Here is a 23,838-nt window from a genome sequence, read left to right as displayed (position 1 = left end):
GAAGGCGCCGCCGTGGTCGCCGCGCGCCTGCACGCCGAGGGCCGGCTGGACGGCGCCTGCGCCGTCGGCGGCTCGGGCGGCTCCTCGGTCGCCGCCGGCGCGATGCGGGCGCTGCCGGTCGGCGTGCCCAAGCTGCTGGTCTCGACGATGGCCTCCGGCGACGTCTCGCCCTACGTCGGGGAGAGCGATGTGACGATCATGCACGCGGTGGTCGACGTCGCCGGCGTGAACTCCGTCTCGCGCCAGGTCTTCGGCAACGCGGCGGCGGCCGTCGCCGCGATGGCGCTCGCGCACCGCGCCCGCGAAACACAACCTCCCCGCGAGGAACGGCCGTTGGTCGCCCTGTCGATGTTCGGCCTGACCACCCCGGCCGTGGACGAGGCGCGCGCCGAGCTCCTCCACCTCGGCTACGAGCCGCTGGTCTTCCACGCGACGGGCGCCGGCGGGCGCGCCCTGGAGAAGCTCGCCGCCGACGGCCGGCTCGCCGGGGTGCTGGACCTGACCACGACGGAACTCGCCGACGAACTGGTCGGCGGCGTGCTCAGCGCGGGCCCGCGCCGGCTGGAGGCGGCGGGCGCCCGGGGCATCCCGCAGGTGGTCTCGCTCGGCGCGCTCGACATGGTCAACTTCGGGCCACGGGCGAGCGTTCCGGCCGCGTTCCACGACCGCCACCTCCTCGTGCACAACCCGACGGTGACGCTGATGCGCACCACGCCGGAGGAGAACGCCGAACTCGGGCGGCGGCTCGGCGCCAAGCTCGCGGCGGCCACCGGGCCGGTCACGGTGCTGGTGCCGCTGCGCGGGCTCAGCGGGATCGACCTGCCGGGCGGCCCGTTCCACGCGCCGGACGCGGACCGCGCCCTGTTCGCCGCGCTGCGCGAGGCGCTGGCCGGCTCGCGGGTGGCGCGCGTCGAGGTGGACGCGCACCTCAACGACCCCGGCTTCGGCCGCGACGCCGCCCGCCGCCTGCACCGGATGATCACGGGGAACGGTCAACGGTGAACGGCGAACGACCTCCGGCGAACGGCGAACGGTCAGCGGCGTGCGACCACCGGCGAGCGGCGAACGGCGAACGCCCGGCGTCAGGCGTCCCGTTGACACCCGTCGGCCGGTTCCCCGTTCCCTGAGTCACCCACCACGAGTCACCCACCACCACCGAAGGAGCGAGAAGCGCCCATGGACCGTGACACCGCGCTGGCACGGCTGCGTGCCACCGTCGCCGCCGGCCGGCCGATCATCGGCGGGGGAGCCGGCACCGGCATCTCCGCCAAGTCGGCCGAGGCCGGCGGCATCGACCTGCTCATCATCTACAACTCCGGCCGCTACCGCATGGCCGGCCGAGGCTCGCTCGCCGGGATGCTCGCCTACGGCGACGCCAACGCCATCGTGCTGGAGATGGCCGACGAGGTGCTGCCCGTCGTCCGCGACACCCCGGTGCTGGCCGGCGTCAACGGAACCGACCCGTTCCGCGTGATGGGCCGGTTCCTGGACCGGATCGCGGCGGCCGGCTTTGTCGGGGTGCAGAACTTCCCCACCGTCGGGCTCATCGACGGGGTCTTCCGGCAGAACCTGGAGGAGACCGGCATGGGCTTCGACCTGGAGGTCGAGATGATCGCGACGGCCCACCGGCGCGGCCTGCTGACCGCCCCCTATGTCTTCGACGCCGACCAGGCCACGGCCATGGCCAGGGCCGGCGCCGACGTGCTGGTGCCGCACCTCGGGCTCACCACGAAGGGCACCATCGGCGCCGCCACCGCGCTCGGCCTCGACGAGTGCGTCGAGCGGATTCAGGCGATGCGCGACGCCGCCGTGGCCGTCAACCCGGACATCCTGGTGCTGTGCCACGGCGGCCCCATCGCCGAGCCCGAGGACGCGCGCCGGGTGTGGGAGCGCACCACGGGCGTCGTCGGCTTCTTCGGCGCCAGCTCGATCGAACGGCTCCCCACCGAGGTCGCGATCCGCCGCCGGACGGAGGAGTTCAAGTCCCTGCCGCCGCACCTCTGAACGCTCCCGGCGCGCCGTCGGCTCGGCCCCGCCGGCGCGCGGCCGGTCGCCGCCCCGGCCCCGTCGTCCCCGACCATGGAGTCCGACCGTTGGAACCGACCACGAAACGGTGAACGCGCCCCGCCGGGAGGGGCGCCGGTGCCGCCGTTCCCCGGGCAGAGGAGAGCCGACCATGCCCCCCGCCGACCAGGCGGCCCCCGCCGCCGCGAGCGCCCCAGCCGCCCCGCGCACCCCCGCCGCCCCGCCCGACGTTCCCCGCCTGCGGCGCGTCGCCGTCCTCGTGCTGCCCGGCGCCAAGCCGCTCGATGTCGGCATCCCCGCCCAGGTGTTCACGACCCGCGCGAGTATGCCCTACGAGGTGCGGGTCTGCGGCGCCGCGCCGGGGCTGGTCAGCGGGGGCGACGGCCTCGCCTACGCCGTGGACCACGGCCTGGAGGCGCTGGCCTGGGCGGACCTCGTCTTCGTGCCCGGCTACCGGTTCCCCGACGGCGAGGACCCGCCCCGGCCGGTGCTCGACGCGCTCGTCGCCGCCCACGACCGGGGCGCGCGGCTCGCCGCCATCTCGACGGGCGCCTTCGCGCTCGCCGCCACCGGCCTGCTCGACGGCCGGCGCGCCACCACCCACTGGCACTACGCCCGCGCGCTGGCGGCGCGACACCCGCGCGTCGAGGTGGACGAGAACGTGCTCTTCGTCGACGAGGGCACCGTCCTGACCTCCGCCGGCGCGGCCTCCGGCATCGACCTGTGCCTGCACGTGCTGCGCGGCGAGTTGGGGGTGGCCGCGTCGAACCACGCCGCCCGGCGGCTGGTCGCGGCGCCCTACCGCAGCGGCGGCCAGGCGCAGTACGTGCGGCGCGGCGTTCCCGAACCGCTCGGGGAACGGTTCGCCGCCACCCGCGAATGGGCCCTGCGCCGGCTGGACGAACCGCTGACCCTGGAACGGCTCGCCGAACACGCGGCCGTCTCCAAGCGCACCTTCTCCCGCCGCTTCGTCGACGAGACGGGCTACACGCCGATGCGCTGGCTGCTGCGCGCCCGCGTGGACATTGCCCGTGAGCTGCTGGAACGCTCCGAACGCACCGTCGAGCAGATCGCCGCCGACGTCGGCCTCGGCACCGGGGCCAACCTGCGGCGCCACTTCCAACGCGTCCTCGGCACCTCGCCGTTGGAGTACCGCCGCACCTTCGCCCGCGACGCGTAGCCGGGCGTGGTCGGGCGTGGTCGGTGGGGTGGGCGGGGTGGCACGCGAGGGTGGCACGATCCTTGCGGATGCTGACGATCACGCCACTGGCAGGCCCCCGGGCGCCGTGCGAGTCTCACAGAGGAGAGCGCAGGGACAACGCCTCGGAAGGCAGGACTTCTCATGACCCGCATCGCCATCAACGGATTCGGCCGCATCGGGCGCAACGTGCTGCGCGCCCTGCTCGAACGGGGCAGCGGCCTGGAGGTCGTGGCCGTCAACGACCTGACCGACCCCGCCGCCCTCGCGCGGCTCCTCGCGTTCGACTCGACCGCCGGCCGGCTGGGCCGCCCCGTGACCGCCGAGGGCGACACCCTCGTGGTGGACGGCCGCGCCATCCGGGTGCTCGCCGAGCGCGAGCCGGGGCGGCTGCCGTGGAAGGAACTGGGCGTCGATATCGTGCTGGAGGCCACCGGCCGCTTCACCTCGGCGGGGGCCGCGCGCGCCCACCTCGACGCCGGCGCGAGCCGCGTCCTGGTCAGCGCCCCCTCGGACGGCGCCGACGTCACCCTCGCCTACGGCGTCAACACGGACGCCTACGACCCGGCCGCGCACACCATCGTCTCCAACGCGTCGTGCACGACCAACGCGCTGGCGCCGCTGGCGTCGGTCCTCGACGAACTCGCCGGCATCGAGCACGGGTTCATGACCACCGTGCACGCCTACACCCAGGAGCAGAACCTCCAGGACGGCCCGCACCGCGACGCCCGCCGCGCCAGGGCCGCCGCCCTCAACATCGCGCCGACCACGACCGGCGCGGCCAAGGCGATCGGCCGGGTGCTGCCGAACCTCGACGGCAGGCTGTCCGGCGACTCGATCCGGGTGCCCGTTCCCGTCGGCTCGATCGTCGAACTCAACACGAGCGTCGCCCGGGACGTGACCCGCGAGGACGTGCTGGCGGCCTACCGCCGCGCGGCCGACGGCCCGCTCGCCGGCATCCTGGAGTACTCCGAGGACGCGCTGGTCTCCTCCGACATCGTGGGCAACCCGGCCTCGTCGATCTTCGACTCGGCCCTCACCCGGGTGGACGGCCGCCGCGTCAAGGTCGTCGCCTGGTACGACAACGAGTGGGGCTTCTCCCAGCGCGTGGTCGACACCCTGGAACTCCTCGCCGCCCGCTGAGCCGCCCAGGCACAGCGCCGCCGGGTGGCCGGGTCGCCGTCACCCGGCGGGCTCGATGCGCAGCACCGCGCTGGCCTCGCCGATCTCGACGACCTCCAGGCTCATGACGTCGTTGATGGTCGCCGGCGGGCCCTCGTCGCATCGCAGCTCGACGCCACCGCCGCCCGCCGACGAAACCCCGCCGCCACCGGCGCAGCCGGCGACGCCGAAGCCGGAGCCGGTCAGCGGCGCGGCCAGCTCCACCCCGTCCTCGGTGATCGCCGTCACCTCGATCGGCCCGAGGCCGTACTCCGGCGGCACGTTGACGACGTCGCCCGCCGCCACCTCGACCTCGCAACTCCCGTCGCCACAGGGCCCGTCGGGCGTGGGCGGCGGGGTGGCGGTCTCCTCCTCGGCCGTCGGCTCGTCCCCGCCGGACCCGCCGCCCGCGTCCTCGCCCTTCTCACCGGCGGACTCCGAGGACTCCGACGACCCGGCCCCGTCCTCGGCATCCGAGGAGTCCGACGAGCACGCCGTGAGGACGGCGAACGCGACGGCGGCGGCGACGGCGGCACGGGCAACGGCGGTGGACGACGTTCTGCGCATCATGCCCACCATCAAAACCCATCCGCGCGGGACCCCTCCCGGCGCGGCCGGCCGAGGGCCGCCGGCCGAGCGCCCGGCCCGCATCAGCCGGCGGCCGGGGGCGGGCGGAGAACGCAGAACTCGTGGCCGTCCGGGTCCGACAGACACCGCCACGGAACGTCGCCCTGCCCCAGGTCGATGTCGACCGCGCCGAGGTCCCGCAGCCGCGCCACCTCCGCGCCCATGTCGTCGTCCGGGTACGGCAGCAGGTCGATGTGCACGCGGTCCGGCACGGTCTTCCCCTCCGGCTTCCGCAGGAACTCCAGATACGGGCCGAGACCCGTCGAGGAACGCAACGACGCCTGCTGGTCGGTCACTTCACCCGGCGTCCACTCCGTCGCCCCGTCCCAGAACCGGGCCATGGCCCGGGGGTCCGCGCAGTCCACGACCACGGCCGCGATCGGCCCGGTGTCCCGGTAGACCTCGCGCGGCTCCAGCACACAGAACTCGTTGCCCTCCGGGTCGGCCAGCACCACCCACGGCACGTCGTCGCCCTGCCCCACGTCCGCCGGCGTCGCGCCGAGGCCCCGCAGCCGTTCGACCAACTCCGCCTGGTGGGCGAGGGAGGTGGTCGCGAGGTCCAGGTGCACCCGGTTCTTCGTCGGGGACTTGGGCTCCGGGACCCGCACCACGTCCACGACGAGCGCGGCCGGGTCCGGCCACACATAGTCCCCGCCCGGCTCGACGTTGGCCACGCCCGGCGCCTCGCTCGACAGCTCCCACCCGAGCGCCGCCGCCCAGAACCGGCCGACGGCCTCCTCGTCCAGGGCCTTGATGTTCACGTTCACCGGTCGCAACGCCATGCCCGCGATCCTAGGCCGCCCCTCTGACACCGCCCGGGAGCGCCCGCGCGGCCCCCTTGACCCCGCGCGGCGACGGGGTGACGCTCGGGAATCCGTGGCGATCGGATCGACTCCGGGAGAGGCCCGACAGGAGCCTTCGTTCCTCGGGATCATGTGCAACACCCGGACACAGCACGGAGGTCTCCGCTCACGAGACGATCCGTCGCCTGCCCAAGGTCATGCGGCAGTGCCCGCCGCCCCGCGACAGCGAAGAGAGACGATGACAAACCCTGTACTCGAGGGCCTGGCCAGAACCCGCCGCTCCGCGGTCCATCTGGAGATGCGCGACACCTACCAGCCCAGCGATCCCGAGTTCATCGCCTGGCAGAACGGCAAGCGGCTGGACCCGGCCGCCGACCGGTCGGCGTGGTGGCGTCCGTTCCTGGACGTGGTGGCGGAGACGACGGCGCCCGGGGTCGTCATGCGGCGGGCCCGGATCGTCTCCGAGCCGGTGACGGACTACATCCGCTACGAGTACGACGTGACGTTCCCGAACGTGGTGGCGGGCGAACTCGTTCGCTGGCTGCCCCGCCGCAAGGCCGCCGACATCCCGCTCCCGGGGACCGACCTGTGGATGTTCGACAACGAGTCGGTGCTCTTCACCTACTTCTCCGGCACGGGGGAGGTCGTCGAACGAGAGTGGCGGGACGAACCCGAGGTCATCCAACTCGTCACACACGCCTTTGAGTTGGTGTGGGAGCGGGCGATCCCCCACGGAGAGTACGAGCCGGTTCGGTGACCCATGGCCCCGTCAGCGTCATCCAGCGTCCAGCGGGCCCGGCGTGCCCTCGCCGACCGCCTGCGCGAGTTGGCCAGAGACGCCGGGCTCGCGGGCAAGGAACTTGCCGCGCTGTGTCATTGGCATCCGTCCAAGGTGTCGCGGATCTCGACGGCGAAGGCACAACCCAGCGAGGACGACATCAGGGCGTGGTGCCGGGCCTGCGGTGCTGAGGACCAGACGGAGGACCTGATCGCGTCGCTGCGGACTGTGGAGGGCATGTGGGTCTCCTGGCGTCGGATGGAACGGGCGGGACTGCGACGGTCGCAGGAGGCTCGCTTGCCGCTCTACGAGCGCACCCGCTGGTTCCGGGCCTACTCGCCGGGGCTCTTTCCCGGTCTGCTCCAGACGCGCGGCTACACCGAGGACGTGCTCCGTGCCGTCCAGCGGAGACGGGTTCCCGTCGATGACGTGGCTGATGCCGTGGCGGCCCGTATGGAGCGTCAGCGGGTGCTCCGCGAGGGGCGACGACGCTTCGCCTTCCTTGTCGAGGAGGGCGCGTTGGGCAATGGGCTCGGCAACGCCGACACGCAGGCGGAGCAACTCGACCACCTGCTGGAGGTTGCCGCGCTGCCCCACGTCAGCATGGGCATTGTTCCCATCGGGCTCGGCCGCACCAGAATGCCCGTCGAAGGCTTCTGGATCTACGACACGGCACAGGTCAACGTCGAGCTGGTATCCGGCTATCTCACCCTCACTCAACCGAGTGAGGTGCGGGCATACGCCGAAACATTCGCCATGCTGGCCGGCATGGCCGTCTACGGTGACCGGGCCCGTGCGTTGCTCACCGAAGCCAGGAACTCGCTGGCCTAGTCCCCGCGCAATTCCGCGCAATCGGCTGCCCGTCGCAGGTGTGCCGTGGCTAGCGTTGTGACGATCCGGCCGACATGCGGAGGCCGGGAATGAGCGAACCTTCGGCAACACCAGGAAGCGGAGGCTCAACAGAGATGACCCGCACACCCGCGCCGTGGGGCACGTTACGCATGGAGCCGTACGCGGCCACCACCACGACCCCGCAGTACACACCCGTCATCGATCCCGGAACGCAGATCGCTGTCATCGTGGACGAGCAGGGCAGAACCGTTGAGTTGGGGAGTCACGGGACCAGCACCAGCGGCCTGACGCCCACCACGACCTCACCCGGCGACGGTGCCGGGCCAGGTGTGGCGACCGACGCGGACAGCACCGAGTCGTACGACCAGGACCAGAGTTCCGGCTGATGAGTGACGGCGGGTCGGTCCTCGTGCTCACCAATCCGTACGACGTGACGACGGACCTGGTGTTGCGGCTTCTCGCCGAACGCCGAGTTCCCGTCGTTCGTCTCGACCCGGGTGCTGACCTGCGCACGGGGGCCTCGTTGACGGCCGTGCACCGCACGGCTGACCAGCGGGGCACCCTGCGCACGGCGAGCCGGGAACTCGACCTCACCCGCGTCCGGTCCGTGTGGGTGAGGCGACCCTCGCCGTACGAAGACCCGCAGGACCAGGACGATCAGAACCGCCGCTTCGCCGCCGAACAGTCCTTCTGGGGTGCCGGCGGCATCCTCGCGTCGTTGCCGGCGGCGCACTACGTCAACCATCCGTGGCACAACCGGGCGGCCGAGTTCAAGCCCGCGCAGCTCTCGACCGCCCGACGCTGCGGCTTCCTGCTGCCCGACACGGTGATCACCAACGACCCGGCCGAGGTGCGTGAGTTCATCGCCCGTCGCCCTGGCGGGGCGGTCTACAAGCCGCTGTGGAACACGCCATACCGAGTGGGCGGTGAGCCGCGAGCCGTGTGGGTGCGGGAGGTGCGCCGCGATGAGATCACCGACGCGGTGTCCGTCTGCCCCCACATGTTCCAGGCCAGGGTGGACAAGCTGTTCGATGCCCGGGTGACCGCCGTCGGCGATCGGTTGTTCGGCGTCCGGATCGACAGTCCCGATCTCGACTGGCGTCACCGTCAACACCTGATGAGATGCGCCCCGGTTGAGGTCCCGGACTCCGTCGCGCGTGGGGTCGTCTCCTACCTCTCCGAACTCCGGCTGGTCCACGGTGCGTTCGACTTCGCCGTGACCACGGCGGGCGACTGGTACTTCCTTGAGTGCAATCCGAACGGTCAGTGGGCCTGGCAGCCGGCAGAGACCACGCGAGGGATCGCCCATGCGTTCGCCGACCAGTTGGAGAAAGGCTCTGAGCCATGAACGCATCGACGAGGCTTCGCCACGCCCTGACGGAGAGACTCACCGGGGAGGGCACCCTGGTGGAACCCGAGTGGCGGGCTGCCGCCAGGGCTGTTCCGCGCGAGCTGTTCGTCACGGCCTACTTCAGGCCGGTGGCCGGAAGCGTTCCGACCCGCTGCCGGCCCGTCCGTCAGGGCGAGCCGGGATGGCTGGAGGGGATCTACGCCGACGAGACGCTGATCACCCAACTGGACGGCCGCATCAGGCCCGATGACGTGAGTGAGGGAACCGTGGCCGGCTCTCCGTCCTCGTCGTCCACCCTGCCCTCGCTGGTGCTGCGCATGTGGCAGCAGCTTGGCGCCGAGCCCGGGCATCGGGTGATCGAGGTCGGCACCGGAACCGGTTACTCGACCGCGCTCGGCGCTTATCGCCTCGGGGAAGCCCACCTCACCAGCGTCGAGTACGACCCGGAGGTGGGCGAGACCGCCGCCGCCGCGCTCCGGGCCGCCGGCCTCGCGCCCCGGTTGATCACCGGCGACGGGCTGCGCGGCGACCCGGACGGCGGCCCGTACGACCGCCTGATCGCGACCTGTTCGGTCCGGTACATCCCGCTGCCGTGGCTGCACCAGGTGCGACCGGGCGGACGGATCCTGGTCACCCTGTCCGGATGGAGCTACGCCAACTCCCTCGCGCTGCTTGACGTGACCGGCCCCGGAGAGGCCACGGGACGGTTCCTGCCCGGCCACACCAGTTTCATGATCGCCCGGCCACACGACCGGCCGCCCCGACCGACGCTGGCCCTGCTGCCCGGCGAGGAACGGCCGAGCCGGATCGACCCGGCGAAGCTCGACACCTGGACCGGCGGTTGGGTCGCCCAACTCGCGGCGCCCGCAGCCGAACGCATGGGCGCGGGAGCGGAACAGGTCCTCTGGGACGTGTCCACCGGCTCGCAGGCTCGAACCGTCCCCAACCCCCGTGGCGGCTGGACCGTTGTGCAGCGCGGCCCCGTTCCGCTGTGGGATCGGGTCGAACAGGCCGTGCGGCACTGGGAGTCCGCCGGTGAACCACATCAGGAGCAGTTCGGCATCACGGTGTCGCCAAGCCGCCAGCGGGTGTGGCTCGACACCGAGGACGGCCCCGGCTGGGACCTGCCGATCTGACGCGTCGCTCTCCCTCGACGGTGCGGTGTCCGCACTCGGAGTCGGGGACAGGGCATTCGAACACCATCACATCGACGTAGGGAAAGGGCAGGCATGAAGCTCAGGTTCCTCGGGATCATTCCAAACACGCCCGTGGACGACTCGCCCACCATCTGGTTGGACGACGACACGGGAGACTTGCTGATCCAGTCCTACCGAGCCACCGAGGACGAGGTGAAGGCATGTCAGGAGATCGGGTCCATCCCCGGTCACAGCACGGACGTGCCGGATCACGAGACGATCATCCGGCTCCCCGCCGTGATGCTGAAGTACATCCCCCGACCGGAAGGCAGCAACGGTGAAGCACCCCGTGCGTGAAGGGATCTCCAAGACACGGCACTCCGCCGTACACCTGGAGATGCGCGACAACTACACCCCGAACGATCCGGAGTTCGTTCGCTGGCGTGCTGGCCACAGGTACGAGGGCGACCCGGCCAGGCTGCCGGAGTGGTGGGGGCCCTGGGGTGACCTCGTACGAGAGACGACCGCGCGCGGGGTGGTCATGCGGCGGGCTCGGATCGTCTCCGAGCCGGTGACGGACTACATCCGCTACGAGCACGACATCACGTTCGCCAACGTCGCGGCGGGAGAGCTGGTCCGATGGCTGCCCCGCCGCAACGCGGCCGACATCCCGCTTCCAGGGACCGATCTGTGGATGTTCGACAACGAGTCCGTGCTCTTCACGTACTTCTCCGGCATCGGAGAGGTTGTTGACCGAGAATGGCGCACGGAACCGGACGTTGTGCGGCGCGTGGCATCCGCCTTCGAGGCGGTGTGGGAGCGGGCCATTCCTCATGAGGAGTACGCGCCGGTAGCGTGAGCCATGGTTCGGTCAACGTCGTCCAGTGCCCAGCGAGCCCGGAGGCTTCTGGCCGACCGCCTGCGTGAGTTGGCCGGGGACGCCGGGTTGACCGGTAAGGATCTGGCCGCCCGGTGTGGCTGGCACCCTTCCAAGGTTTCCCGCACAGCAACGGCGAGGACGCGGCCGAGCGAGGACGACATCAGGGCGTGGTGCCGGGCGTGCGGCGCCGAGGACCAGACGGGCGACCTGATCGCCTCGCTGCGGGCCGTCGAGGGGATGTGGCTGTCCTGGCGCCGGCTGGAACGCGCCGGGCTCAGACGGTCCCAGGAGGAACGGCTACCGCTGTACCAACGCACGCGCCGTTTCCGCTCCTACGCCGTGTGGGCCATACCCGGGCTTCTCCAGACCCCTCGGTACACCGAGGACGTGCTCCGGACGATCCAGCGGCAGCGGCTGCCCACGGACGACGTAGCCGAAGCCGTGGCGGCCCGCGCCCGCTCGGGGCGCGGGCCGCAGCCCTGTGCTACTTGCCGTCGTCCCTGACGGTGGTCAGGAACGCGGACCAGGCCGGTCCGGAGAAGGTGAACGCCGGGCCGGTGGGGTTCTTGGTGTCGCGGATGGCCATCGAACGGCCGTCGAGGCGGGCGGCCTCGACGCAGCTGCCGCCGTGGTCGTTGGAGTAGCTGGAGGTGAACCAACGGGCTTGGGTGAGCATGGGTTAGTGCTCCTTTGCCGTGGTCAGGGTGTTGAGGAAGGCCGACCAGGCCCCACCCGTGAAGGTGAAGGCCGGGCCGGTGGGGTTCTTGGAGTCGCGGATGGCCATGGTGTTGTCGTCCAGGTGGGCTGCTTCGACGCAGTTACCGCCGTGGTCGTTGGAATAGCTGCTGGTGTACCAAGTGGCGTCCGCTGGCATGGGGTTACCGCTCCTTGACCGTGGTGAGGAAGGTGTTCCAGGCGTCGGCGGTGAAGGTGAACGCCGGGCCGGTGCGGTTCTTGGTGTCGCGGATGGCCATGGCGTGGCCCTCCAGGCGGGCCGCTTCGACGCAAGCCCCGCCCTGGTCGTTGGAGTAGCTGGAGGTGAACCAACGGGTTTGGGTGAGCATGGGTTAGTGCTCCTTTGCCGTGGTCAGGGTGTTGAGGAAGGCCGACCAGGCCCCACCCGTGAAGGTGAAGGCCGGGCCGGTGGGGTTCTTGGTGTCGCGGATGGCCATGGTGTTGTCGTCCAGGTGGGCTGCTTGGACGCAGTTGCCGCCCTGGTCGTTGGAGTAGCTGGAGGTGTACCAAGTGGCGTCCGCTGGCATGGGGTTACCGCTCCTTGACCGTGGTGAGGAAGGTGTTCCAGGCGTCGGCGGTGAAGGTGAACGCCGGGCCGGTGCGGTTCTTGGTGTCGCGGATGGCCATGGCGTGACCGTCCAGACGGGCGGCCTCGACGCAATCGCCGCCCTGGTCATTGGAGTAGCTGGAGGTGAACCAACGGCCGTCGGGGGGTGGGGTGGTGGTCATGCTGTCAGTGCTCCTTGATCGCTTGCTTGATCATATTCAGAGAGTCCCGAGGCCCGGCGGCGAGGGCTTGCAGGTCGGTGAACGTCTCGTCGTAGCGTGCCACGTCGCTCTCGCGCCGGCTGACCCACCCGTCGGCGAGGTTCTCCAGGTAGACGATGGACTTGAGCGCGGCGCCCTCCGGGAAGCGGAGCACCGCGAACTTCCCGTTCATTCCGGGGTGGTGGCCCGCCGTGAAGGGCAGGACCTGGATCTTAACGTTCGGCAGGGCCTCCGCGATCTCCACGATGTGGGTCAGTTGGTCGCGCATCAACTCGCCGTCGCCGACCCGCCTCAGTAGGACCGCCTCGTTCACGATCGCCGTCAGCCTCAGGGCGGACTGTCGGCGCCGCAGCACCTCCTGCCGCGCCATGCGCACCGCGACGAGGCGGTTGACCTCCTCCGCGCTGAGGCCCTGGTGCGCTCGCTGGTGGATCACGCGGACATACGCCTCGGTCTGAAGCAGCCCGGGAACGAACTCCGCCTCGTAGTTGTGCAACGAACTGGCCGTGGCCTCCAGGCCGAGGAACGCCTTGAAGACCGGCCGGATCACCGGGCGGTACTTGGCCGACTGCCACCAGTCCTTCCGCGTCTTCGTCACGGCGGCGTAGCCCATCAGCTGGCTGCGCATCTCCTCGTCCGCCTGGTAGATCTCACACAGCGCCATGACGTCCGCCTGTTCGACGACCGTGTTCTCTCCGGTCTCCAGGCGGGTCAGCTTGGACGGGCTCCACAGCAGCCTCTTCACCACCTGACTCGCCTTCAGACCGGTCGCGAGTCGCAACCGGCGCAGCTCGCTGCCCAGTTGGAGTCGGCACAGCGCGGGCGTCGCCGACTCGATGTCCGTGATCATCCGTAGCCCTCCCTCTCAGTTTCGCGGCGAACGTTCTGCTGGCGCAAGAAACGTTCTGAGCCAGAACGGGCGACCATCGCCGTTCCGCGTGAACTTCCTTACGACAGCAGGGAGTTACGCAGAAATTTGACAGCGGAATTCCGGCTTTCTGGTCCTCAACATAGCCGTTCTGATGCCATTCTGAACATGGCTGCTCACACAGCGCGGTTGAACCGCGAGAAGGCCGACCGGGAGGGCTCAATGGCTATCACACGAGGTGCGCTCGCCAGCCGGGATGTTCACTTCTGGGCCATAACTGTTCGCTCCCGCGAGATCGGTTACTGGCGGGCGACCGTTGCTGACATCCTGCGGGGCTGGTGCGCCCGCGAGGAGACCGTGGCGCTCGGGCAGCAGGGCGTCTCGGAGCTGTTGGCCAACGTGGCGTGCCACGTGGACGATCCGCGCTGTGGGCTGCGGCTCAGCCGCGCCGAGGGGAACGTGCTCGTCGAGGTGCTGGACCGCTCGGGGCAGCCGCCGCGCGTCGGGAGCCGGCCGAACTGGTCGGCCGAACGCGGGCGCGGGCTGTGGCTGCTGCGGGAAATGGCCGACGACTTCGGCTATATGCCGGCGCCCTATCCGGAGGGCGACGGGCTTCGGATGGGAAAGGTCGTCTGGTTCTCGTGCCGGGGCGCCGTTCCCGGAGCACCGGCCCAATGAATGGCCCATCGGAATCGCCGTGGCCTCCGGAATGGGAGTTCCTGGTTCCGAAACCGGGGCGGGGACCGGGGAACGGATGGGTGCTGGGACCGTGCTGGTTCTACTGCGGGCACCAGGTCACCGCCGTGCTGTGGATCGGCTGCGCGACCACGGTCGGCGCGGGCGCGCCGCTCTATATCTGCGGGCCGTGCCTGGACCAACTGCACGCGATGCTCTGGGACTTCACCGAGCTGAACCGGAACGCGGCGACCGACGCCGAGGGGCGGCTCGTTCCGCTCTACCGGCCGTCGGTCGCCGGGCCGGCGCCCACCGTTCCCCGGCGGCGCGCGGCCCGCCGGGCCCGCACCCGGCTCGGGGAACGGCTGCTGCGCCTCGCCGCCGGCGCCGGAGACGGGAGCGACAGGGGAGACAGGGGAGAGAGGGGAGAAGAGTGAACTCGATCATCAGGGGCGCCGACTGGGTGCTGTGCGAGGAACGCGGCGAGGGCGTGCCGGACGGGATCTACGGCGTCGCGTGCATGACCTGCGAGGCGGCCTCGCCGCTCTTCGACGACGAACAAACTCCGTGCGCCGTCTGGGCGTTGCACCACACCCAGGAGCAGCCGGAGCACACGTTGTTCCTCGCCCGCACCGAGCGGCACTGGCGGGTGGTGCGCCGCCCGGAGCCGGAGGACCCGGCGGCCAGGCGGCCGACGGCGCTGGACCGGGCGTTCGGACCGGCGTTCGTCGGCCTGATGTGTCTGCTGACCGCCGCCTCGGGCCTGCTCCCGCTCCTCACCTGACCGACACCGACCAACCGAACCACGTCAACCGGCGAGGGCCGGCGACGACCGGCAACGACCAGTAACCATCAACAACCAGCGACGAACCGAACAGCGAAGGCTCTTATGCGTACGACGATCGTGCACTCCACCCTGCCCATCACGTTCCATGTCCTCGCCACCACCGCCAGCAACCACGCCCTGATGGTGCGGGGGCAGCGGGAGGAGGGGGAGGGCTGGGTGCTGCCGCACGGCGCGGTGACCCCGGGGCGGTGCCTGATCCTGACCGCCCGCGAACGGCTGATGGAGGTCGCCGGCTACGACCGGCCGCTGAGCGAGGTGCTGGCGGTCACCCTGCGCACGGACGAGGACGGCGAACTCAACGGCGTCGAGTACGTGCTCGACGGCGGCGTGTTGCCGGAGGTGCCGGACAACGACCCGCGTGAGGGCGCCAGTTGGGTGCCGATGCGGGAACTCCACGAGCCGCCGGCCATCTACCAGTACGCCATCATCGCCGCCGGCCAGCGCCGCCACCTGCCGTTCCTCGTCAACGGGGACCGGCCGGACGCGGCGTTCGTCTGACCGAGGGACGGGTGTGCGCGCTGGCGCGCGGACCGGGGCGCGCGCCCCGCGCGCACGCGCGCACACCCGCTCAGGGCGCGAGTACGAGGCGGCCGCGCGTTCCGCCCGCCGCCATCAGGCGGTGCGCGCGGGCCGCGTCGTCGAGCGGGAGGACGGAGTGCACGCGCGTCGGCAGCGCGCCGGACGCGGCGCGGGCCAGCAGGTCGGCCAGGCGCGCGCCGTCGGCCTCGGTGTTGACGGTGTGCACGGCGATTCCGCGCTCCGCCGTCGGCTCGGCGTTGGGCAGGACGCCGACGAAGGTGCCGCCGTCCCGGACCAGGGCCAGGCCGGCCTCCTGCAACGCGGCGGCGTCGGCCACCGCGTCCCAGCCCGGCTCGGCGCGGGTGACGAAGTCGGCGCCGAGGCCCCGGACGAACTTCTCGTCCCCCGGCCTGGCCAGACCGGTCACGCGCCAGCCGCGCTCGGGCGCGAGCGCCGCGACGTTGGCGCCGACGGCGCCGGCCGCGCCGGTCACCAGCAGCGCCGCGCCGCCGGCGGGCGCGTCGCCGAGCAGCTCGACGATCCAGGCGGCGGTCAGCCCGTTGAGCGGAACGGTCGCGGCCGGCACCAGGTCGAGTTCGTCGGGCACGACGGCGAGATCGGCGGCCGGCAGGACGAGTCGCTCGGCATAGGTGCCGAAGTCCCGGTCGAAGCCGCCCGCCAGGCCGGCGACCCGCGCGCCGACCGCGAGGTCCACGCCGGCCCCGGTCGCGTCCACGGTGCCGGCGAACTCCCAGCCCAGGCCGGTGCGTTCGGGCTGGTTGATCAGGCCCATCGCGTGGAACACGCCGTTGGCTACGGCGAGGTCGACGGGGTTGACCGGCGCGGCGGCGACTCGGACGCGGACCTCGCCAGGGCCGGGCTCGGCGAGGGGCACGTCCACGATCTCGATCGAGTCGGGGCCCTCGGGGGTGCGGACGACGGCCATGCGGAAGGTGGTCGAACTCATGCTGTGGCTCCTGGGTTTCGGTGTCCGGTGGCTGGCGGTTCCCAGCCTGGTGCCGGTACTCTCCACTGGGAAGTAGGCACCTGAAAGTGCGTAGGTCACCGCTGGGTGGGAGGCGAACGTCCGATGACGACGAGGACGGCGGCCGAGCGGCGGGCGGAGGCGAAGGCGGGCTATGACGCGTTCCTCGCCGGCTGTCCCAGCCGCCAACTGCTGGAACGGATCTCCGACAAGTGGGTCGCGCTGGTCCTGGCGGCCCTCGGCAGCGACGGGCCGCAGGTCTCCGGGGACGCCTGCACCGGCGAGCCACGGCCGATGCGCTTCTCCGAACTGGCGCGCCGGCTGTCCGGCATCAGCCAGAAGATGCTGACCCAGACGCTGCGCGCGCTGGAACGCGACGGGATGATCACGCGGACGGTGACGCCGACCGTTCCGGTCACGGTGACCTACGAGCTGACGGACCTCGGGCTCTCGCTCCGCACGGTGATGCGGGGCATCAAGGAGTGGGCCGAGACCCACATGGAACAGGTCCACGCCCACCGCGAGGCGTACGACGCCCGTTGAACCGCCCCCCGGCGGCCCCGGTCCGGTGCCCCGCACCCGAAGAAGGAGATCCCCGCGTCGCGTTCCAGCCAGCGGACGCCCCATTGAACATCCCCGTGCGATGTGGTGCGATCCCCACCATGAGGGAGACCCGCTCGGCGCGCACGGTGCTGCTGGACCAGTTCTGGCCCGGCCGCCGCGCCGACCACTTCGACGAGTTCTGTCGCTGAGCCCTTCCCTTCTCGCGGTCACCGCCCCGGAGTCGCGGGCGGCATCCCGCCACATCGGCCGAGTCGGCTGAGTCGGCGGGATCGCCCCGCCTGACCTCCGCCCGCGCGCGGCCTCTCCCCGTCCGCGCCCCGCTCCGCGCACCGTTCCGCACCCGTTCCGCATGGTGCCGCGCGCCGGCGTTCCCCGCCCGGGCCGCCGTGCGCCCCGCTCCGCCCTGCCCTGTCCTGCCCGGACCCTGGAGCCCCACCCATGTCCTGCTGCGCCCCGTCCGCCGCCGGCCACCACCACGATGACCACCAGCCGTCCGCCGGCGGGCAGTTGGTCGGCGTGCCCCAAGCCCGCGCGGCCGCGCCGTTCCGCCCGCCGGCCGCGCGGCGCGGCACGCGCGGTCAGGTGCGGCTGCCCGGCGGGACGTTCGGCATGGGCGACGCGTTCGGCGAGGGCTACGCGGCGGACGGCGAGGGCCCGGTGCACCCGGTGCGCCTCGACCCGTTCCTGATGGACGCGACCACGGTCACCAACGCCGCCTTCGCCGCGTTCGTCAAGGACACCGGCTATGTGACGGACGCGGAACGGCTGGGCCTGTCGGCGGTGTTCCACCTCTCGGTGCGGGCCGAGCCGGCCGACGTGCTGGGGCGGGCCACCGGAACGCCGTGGTGGCTGGTCGTGCGCGGCGCCTCCTGGCGCCACCCGGCCGGGCCGCTCTCCGGCATCAGCGACCTCCAGAACCACCCGGTGGTGCAGGTGAGTTGGCACGACGCCCAGGCGTACTGCGCGTGGGCGGGCAAGCGGCTGCCCACCGAGGCCGAGTGGGAGTACGCGGCGCGGGGCGGCCTGGAGGGCCGCCGCTTCCCGTGGGGCGACGAACTCACCCCGCGCGGGCGGTGGTTGTGCAACATCTGGCAGGGCACCTTCCCCACCCACAACACCGCCGAGGACGGCCACGCCGCCACCGCGCCCGTGAAGTCCTTCCGCCCCAACGGCCACGGCCTGTGGAACATGGTCGGCAACGTCTGGGAGTGGTGCGCCGACACCTTCGCGCCCGACGCCTACGCCGCGCGCGCCGGCGCGCCGGACCCCGTCCACGACCCCCGTGGCCCCGCGCACGACCCGGCACCTGACGCCCGCCGCGTCATGCGGGGCGGCTCGTTCCTGTGCCACGACTCCTACTGCTACCGCTACCGGGTCGCCGCCCGCTCCGGCAACACCGCCGACTCGGCGGCGGCCAACATCGGCTTCCGCTGCGCCAACGACGCCGCCTGACCCGCCACTTCACCCCGCCACTTCACCCGCCGCCCCACCCCGGCCCCGGAGGAATCCCCCATGACGAAGAGACGGCCACGTTCGCTCGGCCTGCTGGCCCTCCCCGCGATCCTCACCCTCACCACGCTCGGCGCCCCGGGCCCCGCCACCGCCCACGACGCCGGTGCGACCGCCGACCGGCACCACGGCGCGCAGCGGCCCAACATCGTCTATATCCTCGCCGACGACTTCGGCTGGACGAGCCTCAGCAGCCCCCGCACCAACGACGGCAACCCCAGCGACTACTACGAGACGCCGGCCCTGGAGCGCATCGCGCGGGAGGGCGTCGCCTTCGACAACGCCTACACCTCCGTCAACTGCACGCCCACCCGCGCCGCCCTGCTCACCGGCCTCTACGCCCCGCGCCCCGAGAACAACATCTACCTCGTGGGCAACCTCAACCGGGGCGGCGACGACACCCTCCTGTACGGCCCGCCGCAGGGTCGCGAGGACGGCGCCACCGCCCTGCCCGCCGAGGCCGTCACCGTCGGCGAACGGCTCCAGGACGCCGGCTACACCACCGGCTACGTCGGCAAGTTCCATGTCACCAGGACCGGCGAGGACATCACCGCCCTGCACGGCTTCGACGAGAACCTCGGCGGCACCAACGCCGGCGACCCCGGCGCCTACCACGCCAGCGACGGGCAGTTCGGGCCGAAGATCGGGCCCGCGCTCGACGCGTTCGCCGGCGACTACACCCAGGAGTACGTGGACGAGAACATCAGGCCCTACAGCCACGGCGTCGACCCGGCCGCCCTCGACGCCCTCGTCGGCACCGACAAGCACGTCACCGACGCCCTCGCCGACGCCACCATCGACTTCGTCGACCGCAACAGCGAGGACCCGTTCTTCGCGTTCCTCAGCTCCTACGCCGTCCACACCCCGGTCGGCGAACGGCAGGCCCGCGCCGACCTGTTGGCGAAGTACCAGGCGGCCGAGCCGGGCAGCGGCCCGTCCAACCCGTCGTACGGGGCGCTCGCCGAGGGCCTCGACCAGGCCGTCGCCCGCGTCGTCGACCACCTGGAGACCACCCCCGACCCGAGGAACCCCGGCCACACCCTCGCCGAGAACACCGTGCTCGTCTTCACCGGCGACAACGGCGGCGTCGAGCGGTTCACCGACAACGGGCCGCTGCGCGGGCAGAAGGGCGAGCTGCGCGAGGGCGGCATCCGCGTCCCGCTGATCGCCTGGAGCGCCAACCCCGAGCTGGTGGACGGCGACCGCGTCGACCACACCCCGGTCTACGCCGCCGACCACCACGCCACCATCGCCTCGCTCGCCGGCGCCCGGCCGCCCGCCGGCCAGCCCCTCGACGGCGTGGACCTCAGCGGCCTGTTCGCCGACCCCGACGCCAGGCTCCGCCGCGACGCCCTCTACTGGCACCTCCCCGGCTACCTCGTCGACGCCACCCGCGACCAGCGCCCGCAGTCCGTGATCCGCTCCGGCCGCTGGAAGCTCGTCTACTCCTACGAGGACCGCTCCTGGGAGCTGTACGACCTGCGCCGCGACATCGGCGAGGCCGAGACCCTGGCGGCCGAACGCCCCGACGTCGTACGGGAGTTGGGCAACGATCTGATCCGCTGGCTCGACGACCTCGACGCGCCGCTGGCGACGCTCCGCGAGGGCCGCGAGCCCGTCGAGTTCACCGTCACCGGCACCACCTACGCGGACGGCGAGGCCACCCGGCGCCGCGACGAGACCCTCGTCATCCGGCCCGGCGAGGAACTCCCGCTGGTCCTCGAAACGCCACGGCGCCACTGAACGACGGCACCAGCCCTCCCGAAAGGCACCCTCGCCATGCCCAGACCAGCGACCGCCCAACGCCCACAACGCCCACAACGCCCACAACGTCCGCAACGCCCGTCCCGACCGCGCCCGTCCCGCCGCCGGTTCCTCTCCACCGCCACCGGCACCGCCGTCGCCGGCCTCGTCGCGGCCCCGTGGCCCGCCTCGGCGGCCGGCCGGGGCGGCCGACCCGGCCGCCGGCCCCCGAACGTCGTCTTCGTCTCCATCGACGACCTCGGCTGGGACGAACTCGGCGCCTACGGCAACACGTTCAACGAGACCCCGCACCTCGACCGGCTGGCCCGCGAGGGCGTCCGCTTCACCAGCGCCTACGCCGCCGCCCCGCTCTGCTCCCCGACCCGCGCCGCGCTCGTCACCGGCCGCTACCCGGCGCGCAGCGGCATCACCGACTTCCTGCGCGGCGAGGCCGCCGCCAGCGACAAACACCTCTCACCCGACATACCGACCATCCCCGACGTGCTCCGCCCGCACGGCTACACCACGGGCCTCATCGGCAAGTGGCACCTCACCGAGACCTACAGCGGCCCGTACCGGGAGCGGCCGGGCAACCCGTTCGCCCACGGCTTCGACGAGGTGATCGCCTCCGAGGAGAAGTACATCGCCGACGGCGACTACTTCCACCCGTACTTCTTCCTGCCCGACCTCCCCGCCAGGGAGCCCAACGAGTACCTCACCGACCGGCTGGCCGCCGAGGCCGTCGACTTCCTGACCCGCCACCGCGACGAGCCGTTCTTCCTGCACGTCTCCAACTACGCGGTGCACACCGTCCTCGACGCCAGGCCCGAGCTGGTCGCCAAGTACCGGGCCAAGCCCGGCGCCGACGAGGCGCCCAACCGGCCGGTGCTCGCCGCCATGTTGGAGAGCGTCGACCAGCAGGTGGGCCGCATCGCCGACACCCTCGCCGAACTCGGCCTGGACCGCGACACGTTGCTCCTGGTGACCTCCGACAACGGCGGCCCGTACCGCGACGCCAACCAGCCGCTGCGCGGCGGCAAGGGCGAGCTGTACGAGGGCGGCATCCGGGTGCCGCTCATCGCGCACTGGCCCGGGCGGGTGCGCGGCGGCCGCAGCGAGGACGCCCCGGTCAGCACCGTCGACGTGCTGCCCACCGCCCTCGACCTCGCGGGCGGCCGGCCCGGCCGGCACCGGTTCGACGGCGTCAGCCTCGCCCCCGTGCTGACCGGCGCCGGCGCCCTCCGCCGCGAGGAACTGTTCTGGGTCTATCCGCACTTCATCGGCTCCACCCACCCGCACGCCGCCGTGCGCTCCGGGCGGTACAAGCTGGTGCGGTACTTCAGGGACGGGCGAAGCGAGCTGTACGACCTGGCCCGCGACCCCGGCGAGACCACCGACATCTCCGCCCGGCACCCCGGCCGCGCCCGCGCGCTGCGCGCCCGCCTCGAAGCGCACATCGCCGAGGTGAACGTCCTGCCGCCGACGCCGCGCCGCGCGGCGTACCCGGTGCCGGAGCTGGCCGAGACCTTCGACGGCGACCTGGCGCGGTGGAGCGTGCTGCCGGTGACCGAGCACGTGGGCGACGCCCGGGTCGAGAACGGCCGACTCGCCGTCAGCGCCGACCAGTTGACCCACCTGGTGTTCCGCTCCGACGTCACGCCGGGCTCCGACACGGCGGCGGCCGTCCTCACCCCCGGCACCTTCGCCGAGGCCGGCACCCAGGACACCGTCTTCGTCGGCGTCGCCCAGGACGCGGACAACTACCTGCTGTTCCGCTACCACAACGGGCTGCGCCGCGTCGGCTGGGACCTGCGGGTGGACGGGCAACTCGTCACCGCAGGGGCCGAACCGCTGCACAACCTCGACGGCACCGTGGACCTCACCGGCCCCGACGCCCGCTACGCCTTCGTGCTGCGCGGCACCAGGGCCACCGCCTACGCCGACCAGGGCGACGGCTGGGAGTTCCTCTTCACCGCCGACACCGGCGGCGCGCTCGACCTCAGCGACCCCGCCGTGCGCGCCCGTTACCGCTGGGCCACCAGCGTCCGCCTCGACGACGGCACCATCACCCTCGACGGCCTCACCGCCCACCGCGCGTAGGGCTCGCCGCCCCCGCGACCGGCTGGCTCACCGCGCCGGATCACCCAGATCCGCGCGGGCCAGCCGGTCGGGGTCGGAGAGGATGTCGATCGCCGCGATCCGGCCGTCGGCGACCGTGCAGCCCATCACCGAGAACAGCGCGCCGCGCACGGTGTTGACCAGCCCCGCGCTGCCGTTGACCAGCACCGGATGGGTGACCGCCGTGGTCGCCATCCGCCGGAACGTCGCCAGCCGCCCGGCCACGGCCGCCGCCCCCCGCCCGACACCACGTCAACAAGCCCAAGCAGAAGTCACGTTGTCGCAGAACCGCCCGGCCCCGCCTCACCTGGCGCGGCGCGGGCGGCCGGCTCGCGCGCTCAGGCGCCGCAGCAGCCGCCTCCACGCCCCGGAACGTCGGGGATGTCCCCGGCCGGGGCCGGGAGCCCGGTGCCGCCGCACACGCCGGTCGCCGGCAGGGCCAACGCGACGCTCCGGGCCGCCGTCAGGTCCCCGGCGAGCGCGGCGGCGAGGGAGCGGACCTGCTCGTATCCGGTCATCGCCAGGAAGGTCGGGGCGCGGCCGTAGGACTTGGCCCCGGCCAGGAACAGGTCGGGTTCGGGATGGGCCAACTCCTCCACGCCGTGCGGGCGGACCGTGCCGCAGGAGTGGACGTTGGGGTCGATCAACGGGGCCAGCGCCGAGGGGGCGGAGAGGCGTTCGTCCAGGCCGAGGCGGACCTCGCCGAGGAAGGAGAGGTCGGGGCGCAGGCCGGTGAGCACCACGACCCGGTCGACGGGTTCGGTGCGGCGGCCGTCCTCGGCGACCAGGACCAGCCGGCCGTCGGCGTCCCGTTGGACGGCGGCGGTGCGGAAGCCGGCGACCGCGCGCGCATGGCCCCGGTCGACGGCCGCCCTGGCCGCCAGGCCCAGGGCGCCGCGCGCCGGGAGCTGGTCGGCGGTCCCGCCGCCGAAGGTCGTCGCCGAGATCTCGCGCCGCGTCACCCACAGCGCCTCGGTGCCGGCGCCCTCCTCGGTCCCGGCGAGGTCGGCCAGGGCGGCGAGCGCGGTGAACGCGGAGGCGCCGGCGCCCACCACGGCGGTCCGTTTCCCGGCGAACGCCGCGCGCACGGCCGGGTCGCCGAGGTCGGGGACGCGGTAGTCGAGGCGCCCGCGTTCGGCCAGGGCGCGTTCGCCGGCGGCGGGCAGGCCGTCGGCGCCGAGGGGGGCCGGGATGGACCAGGTGCCGGAGGCGTCGATGATCGCCCGGACCCGGACGCGTTCCTCGCCGCCGTCGGCGCTGGTCAGGTGAACGGTGAACGGCTGCCGCGCGCGGCCGGCGTCCACCACCCGGTCGCGCCCGGCGCGGGCCAGGCCGGTGACGGTGGTGCCGTAGCGGACGCGGTCGCCCAGGGCGTCGGCCAGCGGTTGGAGGTAGTCGGCGACCCAGCGGGCGCCGGTCGGGTGCTCGTCGCTCGGGGGCGGGGTCCAGCCGGTCGGGGCGAGCAGCTTCTCGGCGGCCCGGTCGACGAGTTCGGCCCAGGTCGAGAAGAGGCGCACATGCCCCCACGCGCGAACGGCGGTCGCGGCCGTCGGCCCGGCCTCCAGGACCAGCGGCGTCAGGCCGCGCCCGACGAGCTGGGCGGCGGCGGCCAGTCCGACGGGTCCCGCGCCGATGACCGCGATCGGCGGGGCGTTGCGCTCCGGCATGGTCGTTGCTCCTTCACTGCCGACACCTT

The 23,838-nt window shown here is 72.6% G+C and carries 30 protein-coding genes and 1 pseudogene; 20 read left to right on the top strand and 11 right to left on the bottom strand.

Annotated elements, in window-relative coordinates; all coding sequences use genetic code 11:
• The 4 genes from EBN88_RS05800 to gap all read left to right on the top strand — a co-directional run.
• Positions 1 to 1,002: Tm-1-like ATP-binding domain-containing protein (locus EBN88_RS05800; RefSeq protein WP_147472663.1), on the top strand; the 1,002-nt coding region annotated here is incomplete at its 5' end.
• A gap of 174 nt (positions 1,003 to 1,176) precedes the next feature.
• Positions 1,177 to 2,004, top strand: a complete 828-nt coding sequence (locus EBN88_RS05795) for a phosphoenolpyruvate hydrolase family protein (protein ID WP_122182716.1) — start codon at positions 1,177 to 1,179, stop codon at positions 2,002 to 2,004.
• Positions 2,005 to 2,176: 172 nt separating this feature from the next.
• On the top strand, positions 2,177 to 3,205 hold the full coding sequence (locus EBN88_RS05790) for a GlxA family transcriptional regulator (RefSeq protein WP_122182715.1): 1,029 nt from the start codon (positions 2,177 to 2,179) through the stop codon (positions 3,203 to 3,205).
• A gap of 162 nt (positions 3,206 to 3,367) precedes the next feature.
• On the top strand, positions 3,368 to 4,366 hold the full coding sequence (gap, locus tag EBN88_RS05785; RefSeq protein WP_122182714.1) for a type I glyceraldehyde-3-phosphate dehydrogenase: 999 nt from the start codon (positions 3,368 to 3,370) through the stop codon (positions 4,364 to 4,366).
• 39 nt (positions 4,367 to 4,405) lie between these two features.
• Here gap and EBN88_RS31600 read toward each other — a convergent pair whose 3' ends face one another.
• Positions 4,406 to 4,954: a hypothetical protein gene (locus EBN88_RS31600; protein ID WP_233580482.1), complete on the bottom strand. Its 549-nt coding sequence runs from the start codon at positions 4,952 to 4,954 to the stop codon at positions 4,406 to 4,408.
• An 80-nt stretch (positions 4,955 to 5,034) separates the two neighbouring features.
• Positions 5,035 to 5,793: a VOC family protein gene (locus tag EBN88_RS05775; protein WP_122182713.1), complete on the bottom strand. Its 759-nt coding sequence runs from the start codon at positions 5,791 to 5,793 to the stop codon at positions 5,035 to 5,037.
• Positions 5,794 to 6,052: 259 nt separating this feature from the next.
• Here EBN88_RS05775 and EBN88_RS05770 point away from each other — a divergent pair, with 259 nt between their 5' ends.
• From EBN88_RS05770 to EBN88_RS05735, 8 genes and pseudogenes are all read left to right on the top strand, one after another.
• Complete coding sequence (locus EBN88_RS05770; protein ID WP_122182712.1) at positions 6,053 to 6,571, top strand: DUF6879 family protein; 519 nt, start codon at positions 6,053 to 6,055, stop codon at positions 6,569 to 6,571.
• Positions 6,572 to 6,574: 3 nt separating this feature from the next.
• Positions 6,575 to 7,423 carry a helix-turn-helix domain-containing protein gene (locus tag EBN88_RS05765; RefSeq protein WP_122182711.1) on the top strand — a complete coding sequence of 283 codons (849 nt, stop codon included), beginning with the start codon at positions 6,575 to 6,577 and terminating at the stop codon, positions 7,421 to 7,423.
• Positions 7,424 to 7,557: 134 nt separating this feature from the next.
• Positions 7,558 to 7,830 (top strand): putative ATP-grasp-modified RiPP, encoded by a 273-nt coding sequence (gene tgmA, locus EBN88_RS05760; protein WP_122182710.1) that lies wholly within the window; start codon positions 7,558 to 7,560, stop codon positions 7,828 to 7,830.
• Positions 7,830 to 8,792 carry an ATP-grasp ribosomal peptide maturase gene (gene tgmB, locus EBN88_RS05755; RefSeq protein ID WP_122182709.1) on the top strand — a complete coding sequence of 321 codons (963 nt, stop codon included), beginning with the start codon at positions 7,830 to 7,832 and terminating at the stop codon, positions 8,790 to 8,792. Before tgmA ends, tgmB begins: the two co-directional genes overlap by 1 nt.
• Positions 8,789 to 9,931 (top strand): ATP-grasp peptide maturase system methyltransferase, encoded by a 1,143-nt coding sequence (gene tgmC / locus EBN88_RS05750; protein ID WP_122182708.1) that lies wholly within the window; start codon positions 8,789 to 8,791, stop codon positions 9,929 to 9,931. The genes tgmB and tgmC overlap by 4 nt, the downstream gene beginning before the upstream one ends.
• A gap of 93 nt (positions 9,932 to 10,024) precedes the next feature.
• A complete protein-coding gene (locus EBN88_RS05745; protein ID WP_122182707.1) occupies positions 10,025 to 10,288 on the top strand; it encodes a hypothetical protein in 264 nt (87 codons plus the stop codon).
• The gene (locus EBN88_RS05740) at positions 10,269 to 10,790 is read left to right on the top strand and encodes a DUF6879 family protein (protein WP_122182706.1); all 522 of its coding nucleotides are present in this window, start codon (positions 10,269 to 10,271) and stop codon (positions 10,788 to 10,790) included. The genes EBN88_RS05745 and EBN88_RS05740 overlap by 20 nt, the downstream gene beginning before the upstream one ends.
• Before the next feature lie 3 nt (positions 10,791 to 10,793).
• Positions 10,794 to 11,264 (top strand): annotated as a pseudogene (locus tag EBN88_RS05735) (Scr1 family TA system antitoxin-like transcriptional regulator); the annotation flags it as partial.
• 31 nt (positions 11,265 to 11,295) lie between these two features.
• Here EBN88_RS05735 and EBN88_RS05730 read toward each other — a convergent pair.
• From EBN88_RS05730 to EBN88_RS05705, 6 genes are read right to left on the bottom strand one after another with little or no spacing between them, the layout of a single operon-like run.
• Positions 11,296 to 11,487, bottom strand: a complete 192-nt coding sequence (locus tag EBN88_RS05730; RefSeq protein ID WP_122182704.1) for a DUF397 domain-containing protein — start codon at positions 11,485 to 11,487, stop codon at positions 11,296 to 11,298.
• Between the two features lie 3 nt (positions 11,488 to 11,490).
• Positions 11,491 to 11,685: a DUF397 domain-containing protein gene (locus EBN88_RS05725; RefSeq protein WP_122182703.1), complete on the bottom strand. Its 195-nt coding sequence runs from the start codon at positions 11,683 to 11,685 to the stop codon at positions 11,491 to 11,493.
• 4 nt (positions 11,686 to 11,689) lie between these two features.
• Positions 11,690 to 11,875, bottom strand: coding sequence for a DUF397 domain-containing protein (locus EBN88_RS05720; protein ID WP_122182702.1), 186 nt, complete (start codon positions 11,873 to 11,875; stop codon positions 11,690 to 11,692).
• Between the two features lie 3 nt (positions 11,876 to 11,878).
• Entirely contained in the window at positions 11,879 to 12,073 is a 195-nt protein-coding gene (locus EBN88_RS05715) for a DUF397 domain-containing protein (protein WP_122182701.1), read from the bottom strand.
• Between the two features lie 4 nt (positions 12,074 to 12,077).
• The gene (locus EBN88_RS05710; RefSeq protein ID WP_122182700.1) at positions 12,078 to 12,275 is read right to left on the bottom strand and encodes a DUF397 domain-containing protein; all 198 of its coding nucleotides are present in this window, start codon (positions 12,273 to 12,275) and stop codon (positions 12,078 to 12,080) included.
• Between the two features lie 4 nt (positions 12,276 to 12,279).
• Positions 12,280 to 13,164 carry a helix-turn-helix domain-containing protein gene (locus tag EBN88_RS05705; protein WP_122182699.1) on the bottom strand — a complete coding sequence of 295 codons (885 nt, stop codon included), beginning with the start codon at positions 13,162 to 13,164 and terminating at the stop codon, positions 12,280 to 12,282.
• A gap of 240 nt (positions 13,165 to 13,404) precedes the next feature.
• On the opposite strand from EBN88_RS05705, the gene EBN88_RS05700 reads away from it, so the two are divergent.
• From EBN88_RS05700 to EBN88_RS05685, 4 genes are all read left to right on the top strand, one after another.
• Positions 13,405 to 13,860, top strand: a complete 456-nt coding sequence (locus EBN88_RS05700) for an ATP-binding protein (RefSeq protein ID WP_147472662.1) — start codon at positions 13,405 to 13,407, stop codon at positions 13,858 to 13,860.
• 80 nt (positions 13,861 to 13,940) lie between these two features.
• Positions 13,941 to 14,294 carry a hypothetical protein gene (locus EBN88_RS05695; protein WP_122182697.1) on the top strand — a complete coding sequence of 118 codons (354 nt, stop codon included), beginning with the start codon at positions 13,941 to 13,943 and terminating at the stop codon, positions 14,292 to 14,294.
• The gene (locus EBN88_RS05690; RefSeq protein ID WP_122182696.1) at positions 14,291 to 14,641 is read left to right on the top strand and encodes a DUF7848 domain-containing protein; all 351 of its coding nucleotides are present in this window, start codon (positions 14,291 to 14,293) and stop codon (positions 14,639 to 14,641) included. The genes EBN88_RS05695 and EBN88_RS05690 overlap by 4 nt, the downstream gene beginning before the upstream one ends.
• A gap of 105 nt (positions 14,642 to 14,746) precedes the next feature.
• The gene (locus EBN88_RS05685) at positions 14,747 to 15,202 is read left to right on the top strand and encodes an NUDIX domain-containing protein (protein ID WP_122182695.1); all 456 of its coding nucleotides are present in this window, start codon (positions 14,747 to 14,749) and stop codon (positions 15,200 to 15,202) included.
• A 70-nt stretch (positions 15,203 to 15,272) separates the two neighbouring features.
• Here EBN88_RS05685 and EBN88_RS05680 read toward each other — a convergent pair whose 3' ends face one another.
• Positions 15,273 to 16,190, bottom strand: coding sequence for an NADP-dependent oxidoreductase (locus tag EBN88_RS05680; RefSeq protein WP_122182694.1), 918 nt, complete (start codon positions 16,188 to 16,190; stop codon positions 15,273 to 15,275).
• Positions 16,191 to 16,313: 123 nt separating this feature from the next.
• Between EBN88_RS05680 and EBN88_RS05675 the strand changes: the two genes are divergently transcribed.
• The 4 genes from EBN88_RS05675 to EBN88_RS05660 all read left to right on the top strand — a co-directional run bounded on the left by EBN88_RS05675 (position 16,314) and on the right by EBN88_RS05660 (position 22,124).
• Positions 16,314 to 16,751 (top strand): winged helix-turn-helix transcriptional regulator, encoded by a 438-nt coding sequence (locus EBN88_RS05675; protein WP_122182693.1) that lies wholly within the window; start codon positions 16,314 to 16,316, stop codon positions 16,749 to 16,751.
• Positions 16,752 to 17,210: 459 nt separating this feature from the next.
• A complete protein-coding gene (locus EBN88_RS05670) occupies positions 17,211 to 18,224 on the top strand; it encodes a formylglycine-generating enzyme family protein (RefSeq protein WP_122182692.1) in 1,014 nt (337 codons plus the stop codon).
• Positions 18,225 to 18,284: 60 nt separating this feature from the next.
• Positions 18,285 to 20,024, top strand: coding sequence for a sulfatase (locus EBN88_RS05665; RefSeq protein ID WP_122182691.1), 1,740 nt, complete (start codon positions 18,285 to 18,287; stop codon positions 20,022 to 20,024).
• Positions 20,025 to 20,060: 36 nt separating this feature from the next.
• Positions 20,061 to 22,124 carry a sulfatase gene (locus EBN88_RS05660; protein WP_122182690.1) on the top strand — a complete coding sequence of 688 codons (2,064 nt, stop codon included), beginning with the start codon at positions 20,061 to 20,063 and terminating at the stop codon, positions 22,122 to 22,124.
• Between the two features lie 27 nt (positions 22,125 to 22,151).
• Here the strand turns inward: EBN88_RS05660 and EBN88_RS05655 are convergent, their stop codons facing one another.
• Positions 22,152 to 22,337, bottom strand: a complete 186-nt coding sequence (locus EBN88_RS05655; RefSeq protein ID WP_199742266.1) for a hypothetical protein — start codon at positions 22,335 to 22,337, stop codon at positions 22,152 to 22,154.
• A gap of 143 nt (positions 22,338 to 22,480) precedes the next feature.
• Positions 22,481 to 23,809, bottom strand: a complete 1,329-nt coding sequence (locus tag EBN88_RS05650) for an NAD(P)-binding domain-containing protein (RefSeq protein ID WP_233580481.1) — start codon at positions 23,807 to 23,809, stop codon at positions 22,481 to 22,483.
• Between the last annotated feature and the right edge of the window lie 29 nt (positions 23,810 to 23,838).

It is taken from the genome of Streptomyces triticirhizae (genome assembly GCF_003696235.1).
Classification (GTDB): domain Bacteria; phylum Actinomycetota; class Actinomycetes; order Streptomycetales; family Streptomycetaceae; genus Streptomyces; species Streptomyces triticirhizae.
The sequence above is the reverse complement of the archived record's forward strand: the minus strand, read 5'-3'. Positions and strand labels throughout refer to the sequence as shown.